Origin of the sequence: Micromonospora sp. Mcm103 (assembly GCF_024519755.1) — a bacterium.
GTDB lineage: Bacteria > Actinomycetota > Actinomycetes > Mycobacteriales > Micromonosporaceae > Micromonospora > Micromonospora aurantiaca.
The window spans coordinates 153,053-177,073 of the sequence record NZ_JALJRJ010000017.1; the positions used below are offsets into that span (position 1 = coordinate 153,053).

The window sequence follows — 24,021 nt, forward strand, 5'->3', positions numbered from 1 at the left end:
GATGTCGCGACAAGGGAAGCCGCCGGAGCGCCGCTCACTTCCCGAGGCGGGCGCGGACCATCCGGGGTACGGCGGCCAGCCCGGTGACCGGGCGGAACGCGTGCGCGGCGGCCACCAGTGCGGCGTACTCGTCGTCGGCGAGGTCGATCTCGGCGGCGGCGGCGTTGCGTTCCATCTGCTCGACCCCGGAGGCACCGGGGATGGCCACCACGTTCGGGTGCCGCAGCACGTACGCGAGCGCGATCTGGCTCGGCGTGGCGTCGTGCGCGTCGGCGACCTCGCGCAGCGTGGCGATCAGCGCGGTGCCGCGTTCCAGGTTCTCCGGCAGGAAGTACGGGTTGGCCCGGCGTACCGCCCCGGCGGGCGGGTTCGTGGCGTCGTAGCGGCCGGAGAGGAAACCCTGCGCCAACGGCGAGTACGCGATGACGATGCGGCCGGCCTGCTCCGCGTACGGGATGAGGTCTTCCTCGGGCCCGCGGTCGATCATGCTGTAGCGGACCTGGTTGCTCAGCACCCGGCGGCCCAGCGCGGCCTCGGCGAACCGCCACCGGCGCAGCCCGTAGTTGCTGACGCCGACCTCGCCGACCAGCCCGACGTCCTGCAGCGAGCGCATGCCGCGCATGGTGGTGGTGTCGGCGACCACCGGGTTGGCCTGGTGCACCTGGTAGAGGTCGATGCCGTCGACGCCGAGCCGGGCGGCGGAGGCGACAGCGCGCTGCTGCACCACCGGGGCGACCGGCAGCAGCGGGAAGATCTTGGTGGCGACCACGACCTTGGCCCGGTCGTCGCCCAGGGCCGCGCCGAGGATGCGCTCGCTGCGGCCGAAGCCGTACAGCTCGGCGGTGTCGAACAGGGTGACGCCCAGGTCGAGCGCCCGCCGGACGATCTCGGCGGCGCGGCGCTCGTACTCGGGGCCGTAGCCCCACTCCTTGGAGCCGAACTGCCAGGTGCCGAGGCCGATCTTGGAAATGGGCTTGGGGGTGTCGAGCCGCACGTAACGCATGAGGCCGAACGTACCCGGGCTGCTGCGTGCGCACTCCGGTCCGGACAGAATGGCCTGGTGACCTACCTCGCCAGCGACGACCGTTACCACGAGATGATCTACCGGCGCAGTGGCCGCAGCGGGCTGAAGCTGCCAGTGATCTCCCTCGGCCTGTGGCACAACTTCGGACCGGACCGCCCCTTCGAGCGGCAGCGCGACATCGTCCGCCGCGCCTTCGACCTCGGCATCACCCACTTCGACCTGGCGAACAACTACGGCCCGCCGCCCGGTTCGGCGGAGGAGAACTTCGGCCGGCTGCTCGCCGGCGACCTGAAGCCGTACCGGGACGAGCTGGTGATCTCCAGCAAGGCCGGTTATCTGATGTGGCAGGGCCCGTACGGCGAGTGGGGTTCGCGCAAGTACCTGATCTCGTCGCTGGACCAGTCGCTGCGCCGCCTCGGGCTGGACTACGTCGACATCTTCTACTCGCACCGGTTCGACCCGGAGACCCCGCTGGAGGAGACGATGGGCGCGCTCGACGCGATCGTCCGCTCCGGCAAGGCGCTCTACGTGGGCATCTCCAACTACGACTCGGAGCAGACCGAGCGGGCCGCCGCGATCCTGCGCGACCTGGGTACGCCGCTGCTGATCAACCAGCCGTCGTACTCGATGATGAACCGCTGGACCGAGAACGACGGCCTGCTGGACACGCTGGAGCGCGTCGGTGCCGGCTGCATCGCCTACAGCCCGCTCGCCCAGGGTCTGCTCACCGACCGTTACCTGAAGGGCATCCCGGCCGACTCGCGGGTGCGCACGAGCGTCTTCCTGGACGAGAGCGACCTCGACGACGAGACGATGGCGACGGTCCGAGGGCTCGCCGCGGTGGCCGAGCGGCGCGGGCAGACCCTCGCGCAGCTCGCCCTGACGTGGGCGCTGCGCGACCCGCGCATGACCAGCCTCATCATCGGCGCGAGCAGCGTCGGGCAACTGGAGGGCAACGTGGCCGCGTTGAACAACCTCGACCTCGCCGGTGACGACCTGGCCGAAGTCGAGAGCCTGCTCGGCTGAGTCACCAGATGCGGCGCCGCCCGGCGCGGTGGTTGCGGACACCGCACGGCCGCCCGGGCGGCGGCCCGCCGGTCCGCCGCAGTCCGACCACCGCCGCCGCGAGCAGCGCGACGACGAGCGCCGCCGCGCCGAGCACGAGGGGCCGGGACAGCGGTCCGCCGTCGGTCACCGTCGCGACCGGCACCGCCGGCTCGTCGTCGGCCGCCGGCACGGCGAGGGTACGCGGAGGCGACGCGCTCGCCTTCGGCGCTGCCGGCGGCGGATCCGACTCACCGCGTGCGGCCCGGAAGATCACGTCCGAGCAGGAGTAGTACGTGTCCTGGGTGTCCGAGTTCTGCCAGATGACGTAGACGAGGTGCCGGCCGGTACGCCCTGCGGGCAGCTTCCCCCGCATCTCGTACGCGCCCGCGCGGATCGGCGGGTCGGTGACCTCGAGGAACGGCTTCTCCTCCAGATCCGCCCAGGTGAGCACGCGCTTCGGCGAGTACGAGCCGGTGGTGACGTAGTACCGGAACGTGCCCCGGTGCGGAATGGTGGTGCGGTAGCGGAACGTGTGCCGGGCACCGGCCGTGAGCGTGGTGGCGGGCCAGTCGGCGCGCGCCAGGTCCAGTCCCCGGTACGCGGACAGCCCGCCGCTGCACAGCTCACCGTCCGGGATGCGTTCCCGGTCCCGCCCGTCGATCCGGGCCACCCGGATGTTGTCCCACTCGCGTACCGCCGCTCCGGCGGCGATCGCGGCCCGGCAGGCGGGCGTCTGCGCCCGGCCACCCTCGGGCCCGCACGCGGCGGCCCGGCTCAGCGGACTGGTCGGCGCACCGTGCGCCGCGGCCGGCGCGGCGCCCAGCGGCACCGTCGCGGCGACGGCGGCGAGCGCGGCGAGCGCGCGACGTGCGGCCATGTGATCGACCTCCCGCGCACTGGTACGGCCGCGAGCCGCCAAAGGTTCGATCCGCGCCGATCGGCCGAGGGGACATGACCGAACGGACAACCGGGGCGGCGACGGAAGCCGGAGGGGCCCTACAGTGACGAAACCCTGTGATCGAGGAGCGTCCCTTGTCCGAGCCGGCCCCGTCTCCCGAGCCGTCCCGCGCCGCCCCCGCGGCCGGGTCCGCGCCGGGCGACGTCCCCGCCCCCGCACAGCCGTACCTGCTGGTCCTGCCCACCATGGAGGGCGCTCCCGCGCCGGCTCCCTGGCCGGGCGCCGAGGGGCAGCCCGGCTGGGCCATTCCGGTCACCGTGCCGCCCGGCACCCAGGGGTACGCGTTGTTCCTCCCGCTGGTCCCCGCGCCCGGCCAGCCGACGGCGCCCGGCCACCCGACGGCGGCGGTGCCCGCCCAGGCGACGGCGCCCGCCGCCGAGCGCTCCCCGGCGGAGGGCGCCGCCCCGGCCACCGGCGACGCCGCATCGTCCACCCCGGATGCCGGCCCGGAGACTCCCGCCGGCTCCCCCGGCACGCCAGCGGTTACCGGCCCGTCCGGCGCCACGCAGGCGCCTACCGCCGGTGCGCAGACGCCTGTTCCCTCTCCGGGTGCGCAGCCTGCCTCCGGGGCATGGACCGCGCCGGGCGCGCAGCCGACCTCCGGGCCGCCGCCCGCGCCGGGTACTCAGCGCGCTCCGGGCACGCCGCCTCCGCACGGCGGTGGGCCGACGCCCGCGCCGCCGTACCCCGGAATGGGGTGGGGTGGCCACCCGCAGGCGCCGACGTGGACGCCGCGACCCCAGGTGCCGCGGACCTCATTCCTCGGCGCGCGGTGGCCCGGCCCGAAGGCGGCGACCGGGCGGGCCGTGCCGCTCGCGGTGCTGGCCGCCGCGGTCGGCAGCGCGGTCTTCGTGCCGCTGGGCCGCGTCGGCGTGGGCTGGTTCCTGGGCTGGCTCACGCTCACGCTCGCGGTGGTGCTGGCGGTCCGGTCCAGGACCGCGGATCTGCCCCGCGCCGACAAGCTCATCCGGGCCGGGTGGGCGGCGGCCGCGCTGGCCCTGATCGCCGTGCCGGCGTTCCGCAACGCCTGGTGGCTCGTGACGTTCTGCGTGCTCGGCGCGCTCGGCTGCGCCACCCTCGCGATCATCGGCGGGCGGCTGGTGCGCTCGGTCCTGTTCGGCCTGGTGGCGACGCCGTTCGCGGCGTTGCGCGGCCTGCCGTGGGTACGCCGGCACATCACCGCCTCGCCGCAGGAGGCGACGGTACGCAAGGTGACCGTCTCGGTGGTCGCCACGGTCGTGGTGCTCGTGGTCTTCGGCAGCCTGCTCGCGTCGGCCGACGCGGCGTTCTCCGAGGCGCTCGGCTCGCTCGTCCCCGAGATCAACATCGGTACGGTGTTCGGCTGGCTGTTCCTCGCAGTGGTGGGCGGTCTGATCGCGGTGGCCGCGCTCTACACGCTCGCCGCGCCGCCCGACCTGTCCACCGTGGATCGCGAGGGTGAGCGCCGTCTCGGCCTGCTGGAGTGGGCCCCGGCCATCGGCGCGCTCACGCTGCTGTTCGCCGGGTTCGTGGTGGTGCAGTTCACCACGCTCTTCGGCGGGCAGCAGCACGTGCAGCGGGTCGCCGGGCTCAGCTACGCCGAGTACGCGCGCAGCGGCTTCTGGCAGCTGCTCTTCGTCACGCTGCTGACGGTGGCGGTGCTCGGCGGGGTGAGCCGCTGGGCACGCCGGGAGCAGCCGGTCGAGCGGATCATGCTGCGCGTGCTGCTCGGGCTGATCAGCGCGCTCAGCGTGGTGATCGTGGCGTCGGCGTTGTCCCGGATGTGGACGTACCAGAAGGTCTACAGCTTCACCGGCGAGCGGATCTTCGTGATGGCGTTCGAGATGCTGCTCGGCACGGTCTTCCTGATGATCATCGCGGCCGGCGTCAAGTGGCGGGGCCGGTGGATCCCCGGCACCACGCTCGCGCTGGCTGTCGCGATGCTGCTCGGCCTGGCCGTGCTCAACCCGGAGGACTACGTCGCCCGCCGCAACACGCTGCGGTACGAGCAGACCGGCAAGATCGACGCCTGGTACCTGCGGGCGTTGTCCGCAGACGCCACCCCGGCACTCGCCAAGCTCCCCGACCCGGTCCGCCGGTGCACGCTGAGCTGGATCGCCGACGACCTCGCCGAGCCCGACCCCTGGTACGCCTGGAACCTGGGCCGCCAGCGCGCCCGCAAGGCCCTCGACGAGGTCGGCCCGCAGGCGATCGGCGGCCCGAAGGACTGCCGCCGGGCCGACCAGTTCGACCTGCCGAAGACCCGGCGTCCCCGCTGACGTCGCAGGCCGGGCCGCGAATCCACGCGGCCCGGCCGGACCGTCAGGCCGGGCCGCCGCCGAAGCCGATCTCGTTGCCGTCCGGGTCGTGGAAGATCACCTTGCGGACGCCGTTGTCGTAGGTCTCCTGCGCTGTCGGCGTCAGGCCCCGGGCGGCGATCGCGGCGACGCGGGAGTCGAGGTCGTCGACGAAGACCGTCTGCATGGCGTGACCGGCGTGCTCGGGCCGCACGTCGACGTAGAGGTAGCGGTGCTCGGCCAGCTCCCACACCGCCTCGCTGTCGTTCGGCCGGAACTGCGGTGGGGCGCCGAGCAGCCGCTCGTACCAGTCCGTCGCCACCGCGAGATCGCGTACCGGGACGCCGGCGAACAGGTCGACAGTCATCCGGCCAATCTATCCGGGTCGACGTGCCGGCGCGGGCTCACGCCGTACCGGCGTTTGAACGCCGTGCTCAGGGCGAACGAGCTGCCGTAGCCGACCCGGCGGGCCACCGCGCCGACTGTGGCGCCGGGCTCGCGGAGCAGGTCGGCCGCGAGCGCCAGCCGCCAGCCCGTCAGGTACGCCATGGGCGGCTCGCCGACCAGCGCGGTGAAGCGCCGGGCCAGCGCCGCCCGCGACAAACCCACCTCGGCGGCGAGCGACGCCACCGTCCACGGCCGGGCCGGGTCGTGGTGAAGCATCCGCAGCGCGCGGCCGACCACCGGATCGGCGTACGCCAGGTACCAGGCGGGCGCGGCGGCACCCGGCCGGGCGAACCACTCCCGCAGCGCGGCGATGAGCAGCAGGTCGAGCAGGCGGTCGAGCACCGCCTCCTGGCCGGGGTCGTCCTTGACGATCTCGGCGGCCAGCAGCGGCACCAGCGGCGTGTCCCAGGACTCGCGCCGGACCACCGCGAGCGGCGGCAACGCCTCCAGCAGCCGCCGTCCGACAGTTCCCCGCACCGGGTACGTGCCGGTGAGCAGCACGGTCCGGCCGTCCGGCCCGTTGCCCCAGGTGCGTACGCCCCAGCGTGTCATCGCGAACAGCTCGCGCCCGTCCGGCGTGGTGCAGCGCTGGCCCGGGTGCACGACCACCTGCGGCGCCGTGGCCGGGTCGTCCGCGACCGTGTACGGGGCCGGCCCGCGCACGATCGCCACGTCACCGCCGGTCAGCCGCGCGGCCTGCCCCTCCTCCGGCACGATCCAGCCGTCCCCGCGCACCACGGCGACGAGCGTGAGCGGAGCCTCGTCCCGGATCAGCATCGACCAGGGCGGGGTGAGGATCGAACGCAGCAGGAAGGCACCCCGCGCGCGGGGACCGTCGAGCAGGCCGGAGACGGCGTCCACGAGACGATTGAACACAGGATCGCGCGCCCTGACCATGTGCCGTCTCACCGCGCGGCGGTTCGATGAGGACATGCGACTCGTTCAACAACTGACGCTGGTCGGCGCCACAGTCGGGGCCGGGCTGATGGCGGGCCTGTTCGCCGCTTTCTCATACGCCGTGATGCCGGCGCTGCGCGGCGCGGACGACCGCACGTTCGTGGACGCCATGCAGCGCATCAACGTCACGATCGTCAACGGCTGGTTCCTGCTGGCGTTCCTGGGTACGCCGGTGCTGGCGGCGCTCGCGGCGGTGCTGGCGTGGCGGGGTCCGGCGCGGCCGGCGCTGCCGTGGATCGTCGCCGGGCTCGCGCTTTACCTGGTGATGTTCGTCGTCACCGTGGCGGTGAACGTGCCGCTGAACGACGCGCTCGCGGCGGCCGGCACGGCCGATGTGGCTGCGGCACGCGAGCGCTTCGAGTCCGCCTGGGTCACCTGGAACGTGGTCCGGGCGCTGGCGAGCACTGCGGGGTTCGGCGCGCTGTGCTGGGCGCTGGTGCTCGCGGGCCGCGCGACGGGTTGAGCGGCTACGGCTTGTCGTCGACCAACGGCAGGTAGCTCTCCGGCAGCCAGCGCACGACCACCTTCGGGAAGAGCGTCCCGCCGAGCCGCCGGTAGAAGCGCTGCGCCGCCTCGTTCTCCGGCTTCACCTCCCACCGGATGACGAGCCGCTCGGCGGCGGCCCGCTCGGCCAAGGCGGTCATCAACCGCAGGCCCACGCCACCGTTCCGAGCCTCGGCACGGACGAACAGGTCGTCGAGCGCGAGGATGTCGACGCCGCTCCACATGTGCAGGCGCCGCTGCGCGGAGACGTAGCCCAGCGCCTCGCCGTCCCGCTCGGCAAGCAGGACCGTCACGTCGGCGCGGCCCAGCACCTCGCGCCACCGCTCGGGGGTGGCGCCGACATGCTCGCTCTCCCCCTCGTGGGCCGCGATCTCCCGGACCAGGGCGTCCACCACGGCCGCGTCGTCCGGACCAGCCTGGCGGATGCGGATGGCGTCGTTCACGGTGTTCTCCTCACGGTCGGATCACGGGCGGACGATCATGATCATCCCCGGAAGGCGTCACCCCATGATCCGACTTTCGGGCCGTCCTCGATCAGGGCGTCGGCCGGTACGGCGCATCCCCCACGATCACGCTGCGCTCAACTGCGGCCCGCGCTGTTTCCGCTGGTCGTTCAGCTCGGCGGCACTCTCGCCGGGCAGGGAGCGCGTGCCGTCCGATCGGCCGGCGAAGCGGGCAAGGGCGACTGTGTTGCGCCGCCGCAGAACCGCCGCCGAACCTGCATCTGCATGCATTCACTATGCCTGCATCGAGGAGGCCGGAAGACAACAAACACCTGGGGAGGGTTCCCAAGTGTCGGGGCGGCAGTCGGATCCCGCCGGCCCACCTAATCGCGCCGGGGGCCCGTTCTGATCAGCGCGAGCGAGATCACGATCACGACGATGCCGAGGCCCGCCAGGACGGTCGGCGCCTGCAGGAGCAGATCCTCCGTCGCGTACCCGTCAGGCGTGGCAGCCCGGGTCGGATCCGTCCTGTCGACGCGTACATCGAGTAACTCCCCGACGCGGAACTCACTCTCGTCGAGTTCGCTGGAGAACCGCTCCCGGTGCCGCACGCCGTCGAACGTGTAGTCCACAGTCAGCCTGTTGGCGGAGAACGAACGGGTGATCCTGAACCGTTCGACGTGGACCACTTCGCCTGTCGTCTCGGCGCCGACGCGAATCCGCTCGTCGATCGCCTCGTTCAGCCGACCGGTGAGCAGCATCCCCCCGCCGATCAGGAGGGTGCCCAGCACAACCGCGAGGACCAGCTTCAACTCTCGCCAGCCGAACGGGCTCCCCACTACCGGCCTCCTCGTGCCTCGGTTCGCATCGGTCAGTCGCCGGCCGGGACAAGTGCGTTGTGAAGTGTTCCGACGCCTGCATCAATGGTGTGGGCGGCGCACGGGGCGATCCAGATGTTGGTGCGCTGCTCGTCCCGCCGTGGACGCGCCCAGAGGCCGCGTGTGAACCTGATCGACAGTTCAAGGTCAGATGTTGGACCACCTGACAAGCAGCCCGGCAAACTTGTACAATTTATTGTACGTAACGCTTGGGAGGCAGCAACATGCGCACCGTTCCCTACTCGGAAGTCCGGCAGAACCTGGCCAAGATGCTCGACCATGTCGTGGACGACGCCGAGGAGGTGGTGGTGACCCGCTCCGGCCGGGAGGCCGCGGTCATCATCTCGCTACGCGAGTACGAGTCGTTGAAGGAGACGGCCTACCTGATGGCCAGCCCTGCCAACGCGCGCCGCCTGAATGAAGCCGTCGAAGAGCTGCGCAACGGGGGTGGGGAGATGCACGACCTGATCGACCCCGACGCCAGTTCAGGCGAGACGTCGGCAGCGTGAAGGTCCAATTCGCCGGCAAAGGCTGGGAAGACTATCTGACCTGGCAACGAGATCGCCAAATGCTCAAGCGAGTGAACGCCTTGATCGAGGACATCCGACGCCACGGCCACCAAGGCATCGGCAAACCGGAGCAGCTCCGCGGAAACTGGGCGGGATTCTGGTCGAGACGCATCGACCAGGAACACCGCCTCGTATACCGGATCATGGACGACACAGTGCAGATCGCACAGTGCCGCTACCACTACGAATGAGGTACCGGACTCTCGCCGAGGGGCAGGGCCCTCAAGGCGGTCTGCGTGCCGTCGTCATGCAACTCGCCGTAGAGAACCTACGACCGGCAGGCGGGCAAGCATCTGGAGCTTTCCACCGGCTACGGCTGAAGCTAGGTTGCGCCCCTGACGACGGCGTCCCGACCGTGACGGCTGCTGCTGGCGGCACAGGCCGCCCTTCCCGAGGATCCGGTTGCACGACAGCCGGAGAAACAAACCAGCAGCCTGGTCGAGCAATCGTCGACCAGGCTGCTGGTTTGCTGTTCCAAGGGTGGAGCCGAGGGGACTCGAACCCCTGACCCCCACACTGCCAGTGTGGTGCGCTACCAGCTGCGCCACGGCCCCTTGCGGTCGTCCCCGGTCGCCCGGGCACGGAGAGAACTATACACACGCCGCCCCGCATGGTCATCTCGCGGGGGTCCCCCGCCGAGGGGGTCAGTTCAGCGCCACGTCCGGCGGGAAGTGGGCCACCGCCGCCATCATGCCGCCCTGCCGGCGCAGCACCATCGGCCAGAGATCATCCGGTCGGTCGACGAAGGCGTCACCGGGCAGCGCGTCGAACACGAACCAGGAGCCCTCCTCGATCTCGCGCTCGACCTGCCCGGCACCCCAGCCGGAGTAGCCGGCGAACACCCGGATCCCGCCGACCGCCTCGCGCAGCTTCTCCGGGTCGACCGAGAGGTCGATGGTGCCGACCGCGCCGGAGACGCGGTGGAAGCCCTTGACCGGCCGGACGGGGTGCCGCATCCGGGCCAGGCAGATGGCGGAGTCGGGCTGCACCGGGCCGCCCTCGAACAGCACCGCCGGGTCGCGGGCGAGGTCGCTCCAGTCGCCGAGCACGTCGGCCACCGAGACCTCGGTGGCCCGGTTCAGCACCACCCCGAGGGCACCGCCGGGTTCGTGGGCGACGAGCAGCACGACCGTACGGTCGAAGTTCGGATCCTTGAGCCCTGGTGTCGCGACCAGCAGTCGTCCGGTCATCGACTCCATGGCTCGGCCACCGATCGCCTGCCCCTCACTCTGCATGTCCGACACCCGTCAGCCGTGCGCCCGTACGGGCCCGCGGCCGTCGACCGTCCACCCTGTCAACGCCATGTCACGCACCATAGCCTGCACCCGGCCCGCTGGTTAAGGTCTGACGGGCGGGTGATCACGACGGATCGAGGGAGGGCCGGATGGCGGCGCAGGCCGAGCTGGCGGTGATCGGCGGGTCGGGGCTCTACGCCCTGCTCGACGGGGTGGAACACGTGGTGGACACCCCGTACGGCGAGCCGTCGGGCCCGATCACCGTCGCCGAGGTGGGCGGTCGCCGGGTGGCGTTCCTGCCCCGCCACGGGCGCGATCACCGCTACCCGCCGCACCTGATCCCGTACCGGGCGAACCTGTGGGCGCTGCGGTCGCTCGGCGTACGCCAGGTGCTGGCGCCGTGCGCGGTCGGCGGCCTGCGGCCGGAGCTGGGTCCGGGGACGTTCGTGGTGCCGGATCAGTTGATCGACCGCACGAGCGGGCGCACGCAGACGTACTACGACAGGGGCGCGGTGCACGTGTCGTTCGCCGACCCGTACTGCCCGGCCGGGCGGCGCACGCTGCTCGACACGGCGGCCGGGCGTGGCGTGCCGGCGGTGGACGGCGGGACTGTCGTCGTGGTCGAGGGTCCGCGCTTCTCGACGCGGGCGGAGTCGCGCTGGTTCGCCTCGATGGGCGGCACGATCGTCAACATGACCGGTCACCCGGAGGCGGTGCTGGCCCGTGAGCTGGCCCTCTGCTACACGTCCATCGCGCTGGTGACGGACCTGGACGCGGGTGTCGAGGCGGGCGAGTCGGTCACCCACGAGGAGGTGTTCCGGGTCTTCGCGGAGAACACCGACCGGCTGCGCGGGCTGCTGCTGGACGCCGTCGCCGCGCTGCCTGCCGAGCGGGAGTGCGGGTGCCGGAGCGCCCTGGACGGGATCAAGCTGCCGTTCCCGCTGCCCTGAGCGCGGGAAGCGCCCGAAAAGTCGCCTTCGGCCCGATAGATTCGGCTGGTCGGGAGACTGGGCACCGGGCCGGCTCCGGCATCCGCGTGCGGAACGGAGGCAGCCGGCGATGGCGACGGTGCGGGAGGCGACCTACGACCTGCTGCGCGCGCTCGGCCTGACCACTGTCTTCGGCAACCCGGGCTCGACCGAGGAGCCGTTCCTCCAGGACTTCCCGGACGACTTCCAGTACGTGCACGCGCTCCAGGAGGCGTCGGCGGTCGCCATGGCGGACGGCTACGCCCAGGGCACCGGCCGGCCCGCGCACGTCAACCTGCACACCGCGCCGGGCACCGGCAACGGCATGGGCAATCTGGTCACCGCCTGGCACAACCGGACCCCGCTGATCGTCAGCGCCGGTCAGCAGACCCGCGAGATGCTGCTGATCGAGCCGCGCCTGGCCAGCCCCCGGGCGGTCGAGCTGGCCCAGCCGTACGTCAAGTGGGCCCACGAGCCGGCCCGCGCGCAGGACATCCCGGCGGCCTTCATGCGGGCGTACGCCTCGGCGGTGCAGCCACCGGCCGGGCCGGTCTTCCTCTCCCTGCCGATGGACGACTGGGACCGTCCGGCCGACCCGCCGCCGCAGGTGCGTACCGTCGCCACCCGGATCGCGCCGGACCCGGACCGGCTGCGCGGCTTCGCCGAGGCGCTGGCCGCCGCCCACGCCCCGGCGCTGGTGCTCGGCGCGGCGGTGGACCGGTCGGACGCCTGGCCGGACGCGGTAGCGCTGGCCGAGCGCCTGGCCGCGCCGGTCTGGGCCGCCCCGGCGCCGGAGCGAGCCGTCTTCCCGGAGCGCCACCCGCACTTCCGGGGCGTGCTGCCGTACGCGATCGGGCCGCTGTCGGAGGCGCTGCGCGGCCACGACGTGGTGCTGGTGGTGGGCGCGCCGGTGTTCCGCTACTACCCGCACGTCCCGGGCGACTACCTGCCCGGCGACGCGCGGCTGCTGCACGTCACCGACGACCCGGACGAGGCGGCCCGCGCCCCGGTCGGGGAGAGTCTGCTCGGTGACGCCGGGCTGACCATGGCCGCGCTGTGCGAGCTGCTGCCGCCGGCCGGCCGGGCGGCGCCGTCACCGCGCCCGCAGCCGGCCCCGCCGGAGCCGGCCGACCCACCGAGCGCCGACGCGTTGTTCGCCGCGCTCGCCGCCGCGTGGCCGGCGGACGGGGTGCTGGTGCAGGAGTCGCCGTCCAACCTGGCCGCGCTGCGCCGCCGGTTGCCGATCGACCGGCCGCGCTCGTACCTCACCATGGCAAGCGGCGGCCTCGGCTTCGGGCTGCCCGCGGCGGTCGGCCTGGCGCTCGCCGAACGCGACACCGGGCGCGGCCGCCCGGTGGTCGCGGTGGTCGGCGACGGCTCGTTCCACTACTCGGTGCAGGCGTTGTGGACGGCGGCGCGGCTGCGGCTGCCGCTCGCCGTCGTGGTCCCGGTGAATCAGCAGTACGCGATCCTGAAGGCGTTCGCCGACCTGAAACACACCCCTGGCGTGCCGGCGCTGGACCTGCCCGGGTTGGACGTGACGGCGGTGGCGCACGGCTACGGGTGCGCCGCTGAGGTGACCACGCCGGACGGGCTCGGCGCGGCACTCGCCACAGCGCTCGGCGCGGACCGGCCGACGGTGCTGCCGGTGGCGATCAGCACCGACGTGCCGCGGATCCTGTGAGCCTCAGCCGGGCTGGACGACGAGCGGGGCGCCGCTGCCGGCGTCGAGCACCACGCGCCCGCCCACCGGCGCGGCGAGCGTGACGCTGACCGGCTTCAGCACGAGCTGCTGGGTGCAGGGGCCGGTGGGCGAGACCACGGCGCCGCCGATCACCACCACGTCCGGCCGTTCCAGCACCAGCGGCGTGGGCGGGCCGTCGCAGGCGCCGACGCCGAGCACGTAGTCGATGCGGTTGCCCTCGACGGCCCGTAGTTGCTGCGCGGACGCCAGGCCCGCCGGGAGCGGTCTGCTCGGCACCGTGCCGCCGGACACCCGGCCGGTCACGCGCGGCGCGACAGCGACCCGGGCCACGGGTACGGCCAGTTCCTCCACGGTGAACAGCCAGGCGGGCACCTCGGCACGTCCTCGGCTGGTCCACACCGGCGCGCTGCCCAGCCGTACCCCGGTCACGGTGAGCGCCACGCACGCGCCGGGCGCCGAGGTCGACACCGGGTCGTTCGGGCCGGGTCGCCCGGTCGGTGCCGGATCCGGTGCGGCTGGACGCCCGTCGCAGGGCGGCGGATCGCCCTGGTGGAGTTGGGCGTACGCGTCGGCGGCGCTCACCAGCGGCACCCGCAGCGTGCCGTCGGGGAACCGGATCGTGCCGTCCTTCGGCACGTCTGCCGGGATCGGGATCTGGTCCCGGTACCAGCCGGCGTTGAACGCCGTCTTCGTCTCCGCGGTGGTGCCCGGGTCGCCGGTGAGCACAGTGGCGTCCTGGAGCGGGACGTACCCGTCGTGCCAGCCCGGTACGGGCCGCCAGCCGGATGCCACCTCCTGCGCCCGCTCGGTGAACGCGGGCCGCTGATCCGGGCCGGCAGGCGGGGCCACCCCCGGATCGGCGCCGGGCGTGGCGCAGGCGGAGAGGGCCAGCAACGGGATCCCGAGGAGGGCGAGCACGCGACGCATACGGGGTTGGACGCGTGCCCGTCCCGGCCGGTTCCCCCGGCTCAGTCCTCGCCGCCGAGGTCGGCCTGGTACGCCTCCCAGAGCAGGTCGGCTCCGTGCCTCCGGTGCCTGTCGAGCGCACGCAGCAGATCGCGGGTGCGCGCCCGTACCTCCGCGGCGGACACCCCGGGCAGGCGTACGGCGTGCTGGAGCGCCGCGAGCGCCGCGCTGATCGCGGCGTGCTCACCGACCAGCAGGCGTACGCCCCGGTCCAGGCGGGGCGCGGCGCGCACCAGGTCGGCGTAGTGGCCGCCGGCTCCCTCGGTGACGCGGACGTGTTCGGTGAACCCCCGCCGGACGGGGTCCAGATCGGTGAGAAGTCGCTCCCGCCAGCGCGGCCCGGCGGTGGCCAGCGCCCGCCCGAGGGCGCGCAGGTCACCGGAGGCGCTCGGGAGCACGGCGGTCGGCTGCTGGATCGGACTGGTGACCATGGGACACCTCCCGCTGCTGGGTGCGAACCCGTATGGCGATGGTGGACCCGGTTCGAGGGCCTGTCCAGCGGTCGGTGCCGCCTCATCTGCCCCATCGGCATCAGCAGCCCCGCGAGTTGTCACCGGCCCCGGAGACGACTGTGCGCCCCGGTCCGGGTGGACCGGGGCGCACAGGCCGTGTGGTGGAGGTGCCGGGAATCGAACCCGGGTCCTTCGCCGGTTTGTCAGGGCTTCTCCGAGCGCAGCTCGCTATGCCTCTACTCGGCCCCACCGCTCACGCGAGCAAGTTGGTGTGACGGGCCCAGTCGCTGATTGATCTCGCCGCACGGACCCCGCGACCGGGTCCGATTGGCCAGCCTTCTAGCTGATGCCGGCTAACTGGGTCGAAGGCACTCCCAGGCCGACAGACTTGCTACTCGCCTCAGGCGGCGAGAGCGAAGTCAGCGCGATTGTTCTTGGCGCTTATTGGTTTCCGACGACCGATTCTCGAGACGACGTCGGCTTCCTCGGCTCGCTTCCCCTGTCGCTGCGTACGAAGTCGAAACCAGTCACCCCCTCGAAGCGCTGCCCCTGTCGGCAGCACACCAAGCCTAACGCCTGGCGCAACCGGTTTCATCCCGAGGCCCGCCTGACGCGGACCACCGGGATGAACCGGACGAATCACTCACCCATGCCCTTGCCGCGCCGGCCCACCGCCCGGGCGATCTCCCGGTCGGCGTCCCGCTTGGCGAGGTCCTGGCGCTTGTCGTACGACTTCTTACCCCGGGCCAGGCCGATCTCCACCTTCGCCCAGCCGTCGGAGAAGTAGACCTGCAACGGCACCAGCGTCAGGCCGCTCTCCTTGAGCTTGCCCAGCAGCCGGTCGATCTCCAGCCGGTTGAGCAGCAGCTTGCGGGTACGCCGGGGCTCGTGGTTGGTCCAGGTGCCCTGGGCGTACTCCGGGATGTGCATGGCGTGCAGGTAGATTTCGCCGTCGCGCTCCTGGGCGAACGCGTCCACGAGCGACGCCCGCCCGGCCCGCAGCGACTTGACCTCGGTGCCGGTCAGCGCCATGCCCGCCTCGTACGTGTCGAGGATGGCGTAGTCGTGGCGTGCCTTCTTGTTGGAGGCGACCACCTTGCGACCCTTTTCCCGTGGCATCGGCGCCACCCCCTTCCTGATCGACTCACCGGCCACCGGCCGGCGAGCGGAGATCATGCTACCGGAACCACAAGGGCCCTCCCGCGCCGTTTATTCCGGCGCGGAAGGGCCCTCGGTGAGCCGTACGAGGTGACTAGACCCGCAGGTAGAAGCGGAGCGTGACCCAGGCGGTGACCGCGCTGACCACGCCACCGACGGCGGCCATCAGCGGGAAGGTCAGGAAGATCTCGGACCAGGAGATCGGGGTGATGAGGCCCTCCAGGGCCGCCATCGAACTGCCGGCCGACAGCAGCTTCACCCCGACCAACGCGAGCAGGCCCAGGATGGAGCCGAACAGACCGGCCACCACCGCCTCCAGCACGAACGGCGCCTGGATGAACCAGTTCGACGCGCCGACGAGCTTCATGACCGCCACCTCACGCCGCTTGCTGTAGGCGGCGACCTGGATGGTGTTCGCGACGAGCAGCAGGGCGGCGATGGCCATCACGGTGGCGATCGCGAGCGCTCCGTTCTGGAAGCCGCTCAGCACGCCGAAGACCTTGTCGAGCAGCTTGCTCTGGTCGACGATCGTGTCGATGCCCTCGGTGGCCTTGTACTTGTCGTAGATCGCCTTGTACTGCTCCGGGTCGTTCAGCTTCACCCGGTACGACTCGGGAAGCTGGTCCGGCTTGACGGCGCTGACCAGGTCCGGGGCGTCGGCGTACATCTGCTGGAAGCGCTCGTACGCCTGCTCCTTGTTGACGTACGTCGAGTCCTTGACCAGGGGATCCTGGCCGAGCTGCTGACCCAGCGCGTCGACCTGTTCCTTGGTGGCATCGGTCTTCAGGAAGATCGAGACCTCGACGTTCTCGTAGTAGAGGTCCTTCATGTCGCCGACCTTCTGGTAGAGAAGGCCGCTGCCGCCCAGCATGAACAGCGACACCGCCATTGTGATGATCATGGCGATGGTCATGGTGACGTTGCGCCACAGCCCGACCAGTACTTCGGACAGGACGTACTTCATCCGCATCGGGATATTCCTCCGGCTCTCCGGCGTGAGGTTTCGTCGTCAGGGTCTACGGAACGTCGTCCGGCTCAGCCGTAGACGCCGCGGGCCTGGTCGCGCACGATGCGGCCGCTCTCGATCTCGATCACCCGGCGCCGCATCTGGTTCACGATGTTGGAGTCGTGCGTGACCATCACGACGGTCGTACCGGTGCGGTTGATCCGGTCCAGCAGGCGCATGATCTCGATCGAGGTGTCCGGGTCCAGGTTTCCGGTCGGCTCGTCGGCCAGCAGGATCAGCGGCCGGTTGACGAACGCCCGGGCCACCGCGACACGCTGCTGCTCACCACCGGAGAGCTCATGCGGGTAGCGGTGCTCCTTGCCGCCGAGACCGACCAGCTCCAGCACCTCCGGCACGACCCGGCGGGCGACCGCCTTCGTCTTACCGATCACCTCCAGCGCGAACGCCACGTTCTCGTACGCGGTGCGGTTCGGCAGCAACCGGAAGTCCTGGAAGACGCAGCCGATGGAACGCCGGAAGTGGGGTCGCTTCCAGGAACGCATCGACGTGACGTCCTTGCCGTTGACGACGACCCGGCCCTTGTTGGGCGTGACCTCGTGCAGCAGCAACTTGATGATGGTGGACTTGCCGGAGCCGGATGGACCGATGAAGAAGACGAACTCGCCCTTCTCGATCGAGACGGACACGTTGTCGAGCGAAGGCCGGGACGCCTTCGGGTACGTCTTCGTCACTTGCTCAAGCTGAATCACGGGTCGGTAGTCTACGCGGTGTAACCGCAGAGCCAAGCCCCACGCCCCGCCGAAGCGGTGCGCGTCATCGATTTACCCGGTCAGCCCGAGATCGATGACGCGCTGCGTCCGAGCGTGATCACGCACTGTCAGCGCTGAGCTGCTGCTGCTTCCGCCAGCGGATTCCCGCCTCGATGAAGCTGTCCAGGTCACCGTCGAAGACGGAGGACGGATTGCCCGTCTCCTGTTCGGTACGCAGATCCTTCACCATCTGATACGGGTGCAGGACGTACGAGCGCATCTGGTCGCCCCAGGAGCTGGTGCTGCCGGTCTTCAGGCCGGCCAGCTTCTCCTCCTCCTCCTGCCGCTTGCGCTCCAGCAGCCGGGCCTGGAGCACCCGCATCGCGGAGGCCTTGTTCTGCAACTGGGACTTCTCGTTCTGGCAGGTCACCACGATGCCGGTGGGGATGTGGGTCAGCCGCACCGCCGAGTCGGTGGTGTTGACGCTCTGCCCGCCCGGGCCGGACGACCGGTAGACGTCCACCCGGACCTCGTTCTCCGGGATGTCGATGTGGTCGGTCTGCTCGGTGACCGGCAGCACCTCGACCCCGGCGAAGCTGGTCTGCCGGCGGCCCTGGTTGTCGAACGGGCTGATCCGCACCAGCCGGTGCGTGCCGGACTCCACGCTGAGCGTGCCGTAGGCGTAGGGCACCTTCACCGTGAAGGTGGCCGACTTCAGGCCCGCCTCCTCGGCGTACGAGGTCTCGTAGACCTCGGTCGGGTAGCCGTGCCGCTCGGCCCAGCGCAGGTACATCCGCAGCAGCATCTCGGCGAAGTCCGCGGCGTCCACGCCACCGGCGCCGGCCCGGATCGCGACGAGCGCCTCCCGCGAGTCGTACTCGCCGGAGAGCAGCGTGCGGACCTCCATCTCCTGGATGGCCTTGGTCAGCCCGGCGATCTCCGACTCGACCTCGGTCAGCACGCCGGGGTCGTCCTCGGCCTGGGCGAGTTCCAGCAGCACCCCGGCGTCGTCGAGCCGGGAGCGCAGGTCACCGAGCTTGGTGATCTCGCCGTTGACGTACGACAGCTGCGACGTCACCTGCTGCGCCTTGGCCTGGTCGTCCCAGAGGTCGGGCGCGGAGGCCTCCTGCTCCAGCCGGGCCTTCTGCTCGCGCAGCTTGTCGAGGTCGAGCACAGCCTCGATGTTGCGCAGCGTGGCGTCGAGGTCCTTGAGCTGTTCGGCGTAATCGGCAGCGGTCACGACAGACAAGACTACTGCCTATCCTGGCCCGGCCGCCGCAGGTGGTCAGCCGACCGGCGCGGTCTTCAGCCAGGACAGCGCCGCCTTGTGGTAGGCGACGGCGAACTCCAGCGCGCTGGCGTCGTAGCTGTCGCCTTCCTTCTTGGCGTTCTTGACCTGCTCCCGCACCGCCGCCAGCGCCTCGGTGTGGTACTCGTTCGCCGTCGCGTACAGGTTCTTGAGCTGGCTCGACGAGTGCAGGTCACCGAACGCGATCCGTAGCGCTATCGGGTTACGGATGGTGTCCTTGCCGGGATTCTCCGCCAGCCAGCGGGAGAATGTCCGTTTCCCGGCCGCCGTCAGCGCGTACGGCTGGCTCATCCGCGGCCCGGGCTTGCCGAGACGCACCAGACCCTTCTCGGCCAGGACCGGCAGCTCCCGGTAGACCTGACTGCGGGTCATCGACCAGTACGGCGCCAGCCGGCGCTCAGCGGCGGCCATCAACTGGCCGCCAGTCATCGGGCCGTCGTGCAGCAGACCGAGCAGAGCTGCTGCCGTCGGGTTGACTCCGGATTCCGCCATGCCCTCTAAGCTGCCACTTTGTCGGCTCTGGCGTCCAGGATTTGCTCATTTCGGCACCCGATGACGGGTCCGATGTGCACTGTCGGATGAGGAAGAGGGCCCGCCCCGGCCGGGACGGGCCCTCCGGCGAGCGTCTCAGCCCATGTGCGGGTAGGCGTGATCGGTCGGCGGGACGAACGTCTCCTTGATCGTCCGCGGCGACATCCAGCGGACCAGGTTGTGCCAGGAGCCCGCCTTGTCGTTGGTGCCGCTGGCCCGGGCGCCGCCGAACGGCTGCTGCCCGACCACCGCGCCGGTCGGCTTGTCGTTGATGTAGAAGTTGCCGGCGGCGTACCGCATCTTCTCCGCCACCCGGTCGACCACCCGGCGGTCGGTCGCGAAGATCGACCCGGTCAGCGCGTACGGCGCGATCGACTCGGCCTGGGCGACCACCTCATCGAAGCGGGCGTCGTCGAAGACGTGCACGCCGAGGATCGGCCCGAAGTACTCGGTGGTGAACGTCTCGTGTGCGGCGTCGGAGCACTCGAACAGCGTCGGCCGGACGAAGTAGCCGACCGAGTCGTCGGCGGTGCCGCCGGCCAGGATGCGGCAGGAGTCGTCACCCTTGATCAGCTCCAGCGCGGCGGTGTGCCGGCCGAACGCCTTGTCGTCGATCACCGCGCCGCCAAAGTTGCTGAAATCGGTCACGTCGCCGTAGGTCAGCGAGTCGGCGGTGGCGGCGAGCCGGTCGCGCAGGCCACCCTCCCAGATCGACCGCGGGACGTACGCCCGGGAGGCGGCCGAGCACTTCTGGCCCTGGTACTCGTAGGCGCCCCGGATCAGCGCGGTGTGCAGCGCGTCCACGTCGGCGCTGGAGTGCGCGACCACGAAGTCCTTGCCGCCGGTCTCGCCGACCAGCCGGGGGTAGCCCCGGTAGCGGGCGATGTTGTCGCCGACGGTCTTCCACAGGTGCTGGAACACCTTTGTCGAGCCGGTGAAGTGGATGCCTGCGAGGTCCGGGTCGGCCAGCGCCACCTCGGAGACCTCCTCGCCGCGGCCGGTGACCATGTTGATCACGCCGGGCGGCAGGCCGGCGGCCTCGAACAGGCGCATGGTGAAGTGCGCCGCGAACTGCTGCGTCGGGGACGGCTTCCAGACCACCGTGTTGCCGAGCATGGCCGGCGCGGACGGCAGGTTGCCGGCGATCGCGGTGAAGTTGAACGGGGTGATCGCGTAGACGAACCCCTCCAGCGGCCGGTGGTCGAGGCGGTTCCAGACCCCGGGCGAGGACAGCGGCTGCTCGGCCAGGAGCCGCCGGGCGAAGTGCACGTTGAACCGGAGGAAGTCGATCAGCTCGCAGGCCGAGTCGATCTCGGCCTGGACGGCGGTCTTGGACTGGCCGAGCATGGTGGCCGCGTTGAGCGTGTCCCGCCAGGGGCCGGCGAGCAGGTCGGCGGCGCGCAGGAAGATGGCGGCCCGCTCCTCGAACGGCAGCGCACGCCACATCGGAGCGGCGTCCTTGGCGGCCTTCACCGCGGCGCGGGCGTCGTCGTGGGTGGCGTGCCCGGTGACGCCGAGGACGTGCGCGTGCTTGTGCGGCTGCACCACGTCGATCGACGCGCCGCCGGCCATCCGGCGCTCGCCGGCGATCGTCATCGGCAGCTCGATCCGCTCGGCGGCCAGTTCGGCCAGCCGTCGCTGGAGCCGTTCCCGGTCGGCGCTGCCGGGCTCGTAGTTGTGCACCGGCTCGTTGAGCGGCTCGGGTACGGAGAACACGGCGTCCATCACAGGCTCCTGGCGATCTCGACGGCGACGGCGAAACCGGACCCGCGGGCGTCGGCCGGCGGCCGGACGCCGGACACCGCGGGGTCAGCGGCGGCGGGACCTGGCCCGATTCTGTCACGAGACGCCCCCGCGGGCCCCGCCTCCCCGGCACACCGGACAGCCCAGCTCGTCTCCGGACCTTCAGCCGCCGCCCACCCACAACCGACGAAACATCGGAGTACGGGACGACACGTCGTCGATCCTTCGGCGCGCTCGGTTTCGGTGCCTGCCGTACCCGGCCCGCCCGAGCGGCGGCGGCACGCCGCGTACGCTGGATGACCGGTGACCTGCCCGGCCCGGCGCGGGCGATCCGGCGACCGTCGAAGGGGAGACGATGAGCAACCAGCCCGGCAGCTCCACGGCCGCGGAGACGGACGAGCCCGAGGCCGTCGAGCCGTCGGCCGGCGAGGCGACCACGGACGAGGCCACGGCCACGGACGAGGCCGCTGCGACCGGGCGGCCGGAGTTCGCGCCGGGCGCGATCGTGCTCGCCCTGCTCTCGGTCGGGTGGCTGGCTGCCATGCTCTGGTCGACCCGCGAGGCGATCCACTCCACGGCTGCCGGCGTCACCGCGATCAGTCTCTCCGCGTACGCGCTGCCAGGCGTCATCACCGCCGCGCTGGTCACCGGCGCCACAATGGCCCTGCTCGCGACGAACCGGCTGGGCCGCGCCACGCTGCGCTTCCTGGCCGCCGTCGGCACCGGCCTCCTGGTCGGGCTCGTCACCGCGGTGGCGATCAACCTGACGTACGCGGACAACGCCACCACGAACACCATCGCCGGCACCGCGGCGGCGGCAGCGATCATCGGCGGGGCGATGGCCGGCGCGCGCCAGGCCCGGGTGGTGGGGGCGATCACGCTCGCCACGCTCACCGCGCAGATCTTCGTGGTGCTGTTCAGCCGCGTCCGCGATCCGCTCTCCGACCTGTTCGGCGCCGGGGAGACCCAGCAGTCGGTGCTCGACGCCGCGAAGTGGGTCTCGCGTACCGAATCGCTGCTCGCCGGGCTGCTGGCCGGCCTGGCCGCGTACCTCTATCTGACCTGGTCCCGGCGCCGGGCGGAGCGCCGCGACGGCGCGGCGTCGCCGCTGCGCTGGCCGGCCTACCTGGTCGCCGGGGCGGGCGCGGGCCTGCTCCTGCTGCTCACCGAGGTGATCATCCGGATCGGCGGTCGTGGGCTGCTCGACCTGGCCGCCGCGCTCAGCGAGGCCGACGAGGTGGCGCAGACCGCGCTGGGCACCTCGCGGGTCGACAACGGGATCTGGGTGCTCTTCGTCGGCGCGCTGACCACGCTCATCGTCTTCGGGCGCACGCTCGGGCCGCGCCCGGTGGACGACGACGAGGACGAGCCCGCGGCCTGAACCGGCCCGGTCAGCCCGCCTCGCGCAGCAGCAGGTCCAGCTCGGTCACGTCGTACCACTCCAGTTCGTGGTCCTCGGCGCCGTCGACGGTGAACTGGGCGTCCGGGTCGCCGGCCTGGGCCTCCACCACCACGTCGACGGCGGCGGCCACGTCCTCGACCGCGTCCGCGCCGTCCACGTGCAACGCGGCGATCGACTTCACCGGCACCGGCCCAGCCGGCCGGACCACGCTCGACCCCAGCTCGCCGTCGACCCGGCCGACCGCGCGGGCCGGCAGGTCGGCCGAGACGACCACCCGTCGCCGGGGCGCTGTGGGGTCGTTGCGGAGCAGGAGCAGCGCGTCCTGGGCGGCCCGGGTGAAGGCCACGTACTCCAGCTCCTCCTCGTCGCCCTCGGCGTACCACTCGCGCAGCTCCGGGGTCACGGCGTGCGCCGCCTCGGCGCTCAGCCCCTCCTCGCGCAGCCGGGCGAGCATGGGAACGGTCGCCGGCAGGTACACCCGGACAAGCTCGTCGGTCACCGGTCACTCCCACACTCAGGCCGATCGTCGGCGGGCGCCGACTCCGGGCGCCGATCATGCCGTACGCCGAGACCGTCATACACCCGACACCCGTGCGGGTGAAGTCTCCCGCCGGTGTGTCTCCCGAACGGGCACGTAGCGATGTCACCCGGTGGTGGCAAACTGAAGCAAACGCAACCAACCCCGGGAGTCACACCGTGGAGTCGAGGTTCCTGCTGCTGTCCGACGTCGCCGCCGAGCTGAACGTGTCGGACTCGCAGGTCTACCACATGGTCCGCAGCGGCGAACTGCCCGCGATCAAGATCGGTGGCCGGGGTCAGTGGCGGGTCGAGCGCGCCCGGCTGGAGGAATACATCGAGCGCAAGTACGCCGAGACGGCCGAATGGGTACGCGGCAACCCGCTCGGCGAGCGCGACGAGGAGTGACCGCCCGGGGACCGCCCGCCATTGACGACGGTCGTCCGCGTCCGGGAAGATGAGAGCCTGTCGGAGGCAAACGAAGGCAAACGCAAGGATTCGAGATGGTCGACACCCGCCGTCCCCGCGCACCCCGCCCGCCGGTCCGTCTCCGGCCCGCCCCGCCGCTCGACCCGCCGTGCACCGACGAGGAGCCGCTCTGGAGTCCCGTCGGTCAGCTCACTCTCGACCTGGCCGACCCGCGCCGCCGTGCCGCCGCACGCCCCGCCGGTCGCGCCCCCGACCCGGCGCCCGCCTGGCCCCGCTGGTCCGGTGCGCAGGCGTCGGCCCTCGCCTCCGCCACACCCGAGGGAGCGCGGGCCGCCCACCTGTTCGTGCGCACCTTCCTGGAGATCGTCAACGGCTTCCGGCCGCCCGGCCAGCTCCGGCCGCTCTGCCTGCCCGAGTCGGCCGGCCCGGTGGCGGCCGAACTGACCCGTGCGGCCCGCCGGGTGACACCGGTCCGCCGCCGTACCGCCCGGCCGGCGCTGCTGCTGCGACGCCTGCGGGTGTGTGAACCCCGCGCGGGCGCGGTCGAGGCCACCGCCGTGTTCGCCGGCGCCGGAGGCGCGAGCTGGGCGGTAGCGATACGCCTGGAACGCCGCAGAGGCACCTGGCTGTGCCTCGTCCTCGACGTCCTCTGAGCCCGGCCATCGCCTCCCCGACCCGGCTCGCGCCGCACCGCGGCCACCCGCGCCGATCTGCGAGCGGGCGCAGCCAACCAGCTCCCGGCTCCCGGCTCCCGGCTCCCGGCTCCCGGCTCCCGGCTCCCGGCTCCC

At 71.9% G+C, this 24,021-nt stretch carries 26 protein-coding genes, 1 tRNA gene and 1 other RNA gene; 10 read left to right on the forward strand and 18 right to left on the reverse strand.

Annotated elements, in window-relative coordinates; translation table 11 throughout:
• Positions 1-34: 34 nt before the first annotated feature.
• Positions 35-1,003 carry an aldo/keto reductase gene (locus OC439_RS21335; RefSeq protein WP_047894557.1) on the reverse strand — a complete coding sequence of 323 codons (969 nt, stop codon included), beginning with the start codon at positions 1,001-1,003 and terminating at the stop codon, positions 35-37.
• Positions 1,004-1,060: 57 nt separating this feature from the next.
• Here OC439_RS21335 and mgrA point away from each other — a divergent pair, with 57 nt between their 5' ends.
• The gene (mgrA, locus tag OC439_RS21340; RefSeq protein WP_262014965.1) at positions 1,061-2,050 is read left to right on the forward strand and encodes an L-glyceraldehyde 3-phosphate reductase; all 990 of its coding nucleotides are present in this window, start codon (positions 1,061-1,063) and stop codon (positions 2,048-2,050) included.
• 1 nt (position 2,051) lies between these two features.
• On the opposite strand, the gene OC439_RS21345 is transcribed toward mgrA, so the two are convergent.
• The gene (locus tag OC439_RS21345; protein WP_262014966.1) at positions 2,052-2,948 is read right to left on the reverse strand and encodes a lytic polysaccharide monooxygenase; all 897 of its coding nucleotides are present in this window, start codon (positions 2,946-2,948) and stop codon (positions 2,052-2,054) included.
• 155 nt (positions 2,949-3,103) lie between these two features.
• On the opposite strand from OC439_RS21345, the gene OC439_RS21350 reads away from it, so the two are divergent.
• Positions 3,104-5,287, forward strand: coding sequence for a DUF4153 domain-containing protein (locus tag OC439_RS21350; protein WP_262014967.1), 2,184 nt, complete (start codon positions 3,104-3,106; stop codon positions 5,285-5,287).
• Positions 5,288-5,330: 43 nt separating this feature from the next.
• Here the strand turns inward: OC439_RS21350 and OC439_RS21355 are convergent, their stop codons facing one another.
• Together OC439_RS21355 and OC439_RS21360 are read right to left on the reverse strand one after the other, a co-directional pair.
• A complete protein-coding gene (locus tag OC439_RS21355; RefSeq protein WP_262014968.1) occupies positions 5,331-5,672 on the reverse strand; it encodes a VOC family protein in 342 nt (113 codons plus the stop codon).
• Positions 5,669-6,613, reverse strand: coding sequence for an AraC family transcriptional regulator (locus OC439_RS21360; protein WP_262014969.1), 945 nt, complete (start codon positions 6,611-6,613; stop codon positions 5,669-5,671). The genes OC439_RS21355 and OC439_RS21360 overlap by 4 nt, the downstream gene beginning before the upstream one ends.
• 70 nt (positions 6,614-6,683) lie before the next feature.
• On the opposite strand from OC439_RS21360, the gene OC439_RS21365 reads away from it, so the two are divergent.
• Positions 6,684-7,172: a DUF1772 domain-containing protein gene (locus OC439_RS21365; protein WP_262014970.1), complete on the forward strand. Its 489-nt coding sequence runs from the start codon at positions 6,684-6,686 to the stop codon at positions 7,170-7,172.
• 4 nt (positions 7,173-7,176) lie between these two features.
• Here the strand turns inward: OC439_RS21365 and OC439_RS21370 are convergent, their stop codons facing one another.
• Positions 7,177-7,656, reverse strand: coding sequence for a GNAT family N-acetyltransferase (locus OC439_RS21370; RefSeq protein WP_262014971.1), 480 nt, complete (start codon positions 7,654-7,656; stop codon positions 7,177-7,179).
• A 383-nt stretch (positions 7,657-8,039) separates the two neighbouring features.
• A complete protein-coding gene (locus OC439_RS21375; protein ID WP_262014972.1) occupies positions 8,040-8,495 on the reverse strand; it encodes a DUF3592 domain-containing protein in 456 nt (151 codons plus the stop codon).
• A gap of 263 nt (positions 8,496-8,758) precedes the next feature.
• Here OC439_RS21375 and OC439_RS21380 point away from each other — a divergent pair, with 263 nt between their 5' ends.
• Together OC439_RS21380 and OC439_RS21385 are read left to right on the forward strand one after the other, a co-directional pair.
• Entirely contained in the window at positions 8,759-9,043 is a 285-nt protein-coding gene (locus OC439_RS21380) for a type II toxin-antitoxin system Phd/YefM family antitoxin (RefSeq protein WP_262014973.1), read from the forward strand.
• Positions 9,040-9,294 (forward strand): Txe/YoeB family addiction module toxin, encoded by a 255-nt coding sequence (locus tag OC439_RS21385; RefSeq protein WP_262014974.1) that lies wholly within the window; start codon positions 9,040-9,042, stop codon positions 9,292-9,294. The genes OC439_RS21380 and OC439_RS21385 overlap by 4 nt, the downstream gene beginning before the upstream one ends.
• A gap of 290 nt (positions 9,295-9,584) precedes the next feature.
• Here OC439_RS21385 and OC439_RS21390 read toward each other — a convergent pair.
• Positions 9,585-9,657 (reverse strand) — tRNA-Ala (locus OC439_RS21390).
• Positions 9,658-9,747: 90 nt separating this feature from the next.
• A complete protein-coding gene (locus tag OC439_RS21395) occupies positions 9,748-10,338 on the reverse strand; it encodes a YqgE/AlgH family protein (protein ID WP_091418814.1) in 591 nt (196 codons plus the stop codon).
• A 149-nt stretch (positions 10,339-10,487) separates the two neighbouring features.
• Between OC439_RS21395 and OC439_RS21400 the strand changes: the two genes are divergently transcribed.
• Positions 10,488-11,288 (forward strand): S-methyl-5'-thioadenosine phosphorylase, encoded by an 801-nt coding sequence (locus tag OC439_RS21400; protein WP_262014975.1) that lies wholly within the window; start codon positions 10,488-10,490, stop codon positions 11,286-11,288.
• 109 nt (positions 11,289-11,397) lie between these two features.
• Complete coding sequence (gene mdlC, locus OC439_RS21405) at positions 11,398-12,990, forward strand: benzoylformate decarboxylase (protein WP_262014976.1); 1,593 nt, start codon at positions 11,398-11,400, stop codon at positions 12,988-12,990.
• A gap of 3 nt (positions 12,991-12,993) precedes the next feature.
• Here mdlC and OC439_RS21410 read toward each other — a convergent pair whose 3' ends face one another.
• From OC439_RS21410 to pruA, 9 genes are all read right to left on the reverse strand, one after another.
• A complete protein-coding gene (locus OC439_RS21410; protein WP_262014977.1) occupies positions 12,994-13,938 on the reverse strand; it encodes a hypothetical protein in 945 nt (314 codons plus the stop codon).
• A 41-nt stretch (positions 13,939-13,979) separates the two neighbouring features.
• A complete protein-coding gene (locus OC439_RS21415) occupies positions 13,980-14,408 on the reverse strand; it encodes a hypothetical protein (RefSeq protein ID WP_262014978.1) in 429 nt (142 codons plus the stop codon).
• A 180-nt stretch (positions 14,409-14,588) separates the two neighbouring features.
• Positions 14,589-14,964: a transfer-messenger RNA gene (gene ssrA, locus OC439_RS21420) on the reverse strand.
• Between the two features lie 104 nt (positions 14,965-15,068).
• Positions 15,069-15,548, reverse strand: coding sequence for an SsrA-binding protein SmpB (gene smpB, locus OC439_RS21425; protein ID WP_030271124.1), 480 nt, complete (start codon positions 15,546-15,548; stop codon positions 15,069-15,071).
• Positions 15,549-15,681: 133 nt separating this feature from the next.
• Complete coding sequence (gene ftsX / locus OC439_RS21430; RefSeq protein ID WP_013284226.1) at positions 15,682-16,557, reverse strand: permease-like cell division protein FtsX; 876 nt, start codon at positions 16,555-16,557, stop codon at positions 15,682-15,684.
• Positions 16,558-16,622: 65 nt separating this feature from the next.
• A complete protein-coding gene (ftsE, locus tag OC439_RS21435) occupies positions 16,623-17,303 on the reverse strand; it encodes a cell division ATP-binding protein FtsE (RefSeq protein WP_013284225.1) in 681 nt (226 codons plus the stop codon).
• Between the two features lie 118 nt (positions 17,304-17,421).
• Positions 17,422-18,543 carry a peptide chain release factor 2 gene (gene prfB / locus OC439_RS21440; RefSeq protein ID WP_262014979.1) on the reverse strand — a complete coding sequence of 374 codons (1,122 nt, stop codon included), beginning with the start codon at positions 18,541-18,543 and terminating at the stop codon, positions 17,422-17,424.
• 45 nt (positions 18,544-18,588) lie between these two features.
• Complete coding sequence (locus OC439_RS21445) at positions 18,589-19,104, reverse strand: PadR family transcriptional regulator (protein ID WP_013284223.1); 516 nt, start codon at positions 19,102-19,104, stop codon at positions 18,589-18,591.
• Positions 19,105-19,239: 135 nt separating this feature from the next.
• Positions 19,240-20,868: an L-glutamate gamma-semialdehyde dehydrogenase gene (gene pruA, locus OC439_RS21450; RefSeq protein WP_262014980.1), complete on the reverse strand. Its 1,629-nt coding sequence runs from the start codon at positions 20,866-20,868 to the stop codon at positions 19,240-19,242.
• Between the two features lie 373 nt (positions 20,869-21,241).
• Between pruA and OC439_RS21455 the strand changes: the two genes are divergently transcribed.
• On the forward strand, positions 21,242-22,267 hold the full coding sequence (locus OC439_RS21455) for a hypothetical protein (RefSeq protein ID WP_262014981.1): 1,026 nt from the start codon (positions 21,242-21,244) through the stop codon (positions 22,265-22,267).
• 10 nt (positions 22,268-22,277) lie between these two features.
• On the opposite strand, the gene OC439_RS21460 is transcribed toward OC439_RS21455, so the two are convergent.
• Positions 22,278-22,787 carry a DUF6912 family protein gene (locus OC439_RS21460; protein ID WP_120571502.1) on the reverse strand — a complete coding sequence of 170 codons (510 nt, stop codon included), beginning with the start codon at positions 22,785-22,787 and terminating at the stop codon, positions 22,278-22,280.
• Positions 22,788-22,984: 197 nt separating this feature from the next.
• On the opposite strand from OC439_RS21460, the gene OC439_RS21465 reads away from it, so the two are divergent.
• Both OC439_RS21465 and OC439_RS21470 read left to right on the forward strand, forming a co-directional pair.
• The gene (locus tag OC439_RS21465) at positions 22,985-23,212 is read left to right on the forward strand and encodes a helix-turn-helix domain-containing protein (RefSeq protein ID WP_013474124.1); all 228 of its coding nucleotides are present in this window, start codon (positions 22,985-22,987) and stop codon (positions 23,210-23,212) included.
• A gap of 95 nt (positions 23,213-23,307) precedes the next feature.
• Positions 23,308-23,886 (forward strand): Rv3235 family protein, encoded by a 579-nt coding sequence (locus OC439_RS21470; RefSeq protein WP_262014982.1) that lies wholly within the window; start codon positions 23,308-23,310, stop codon positions 23,884-23,886.
• Positions 23,887-24,021: the final 135 nt, after the last annotated feature.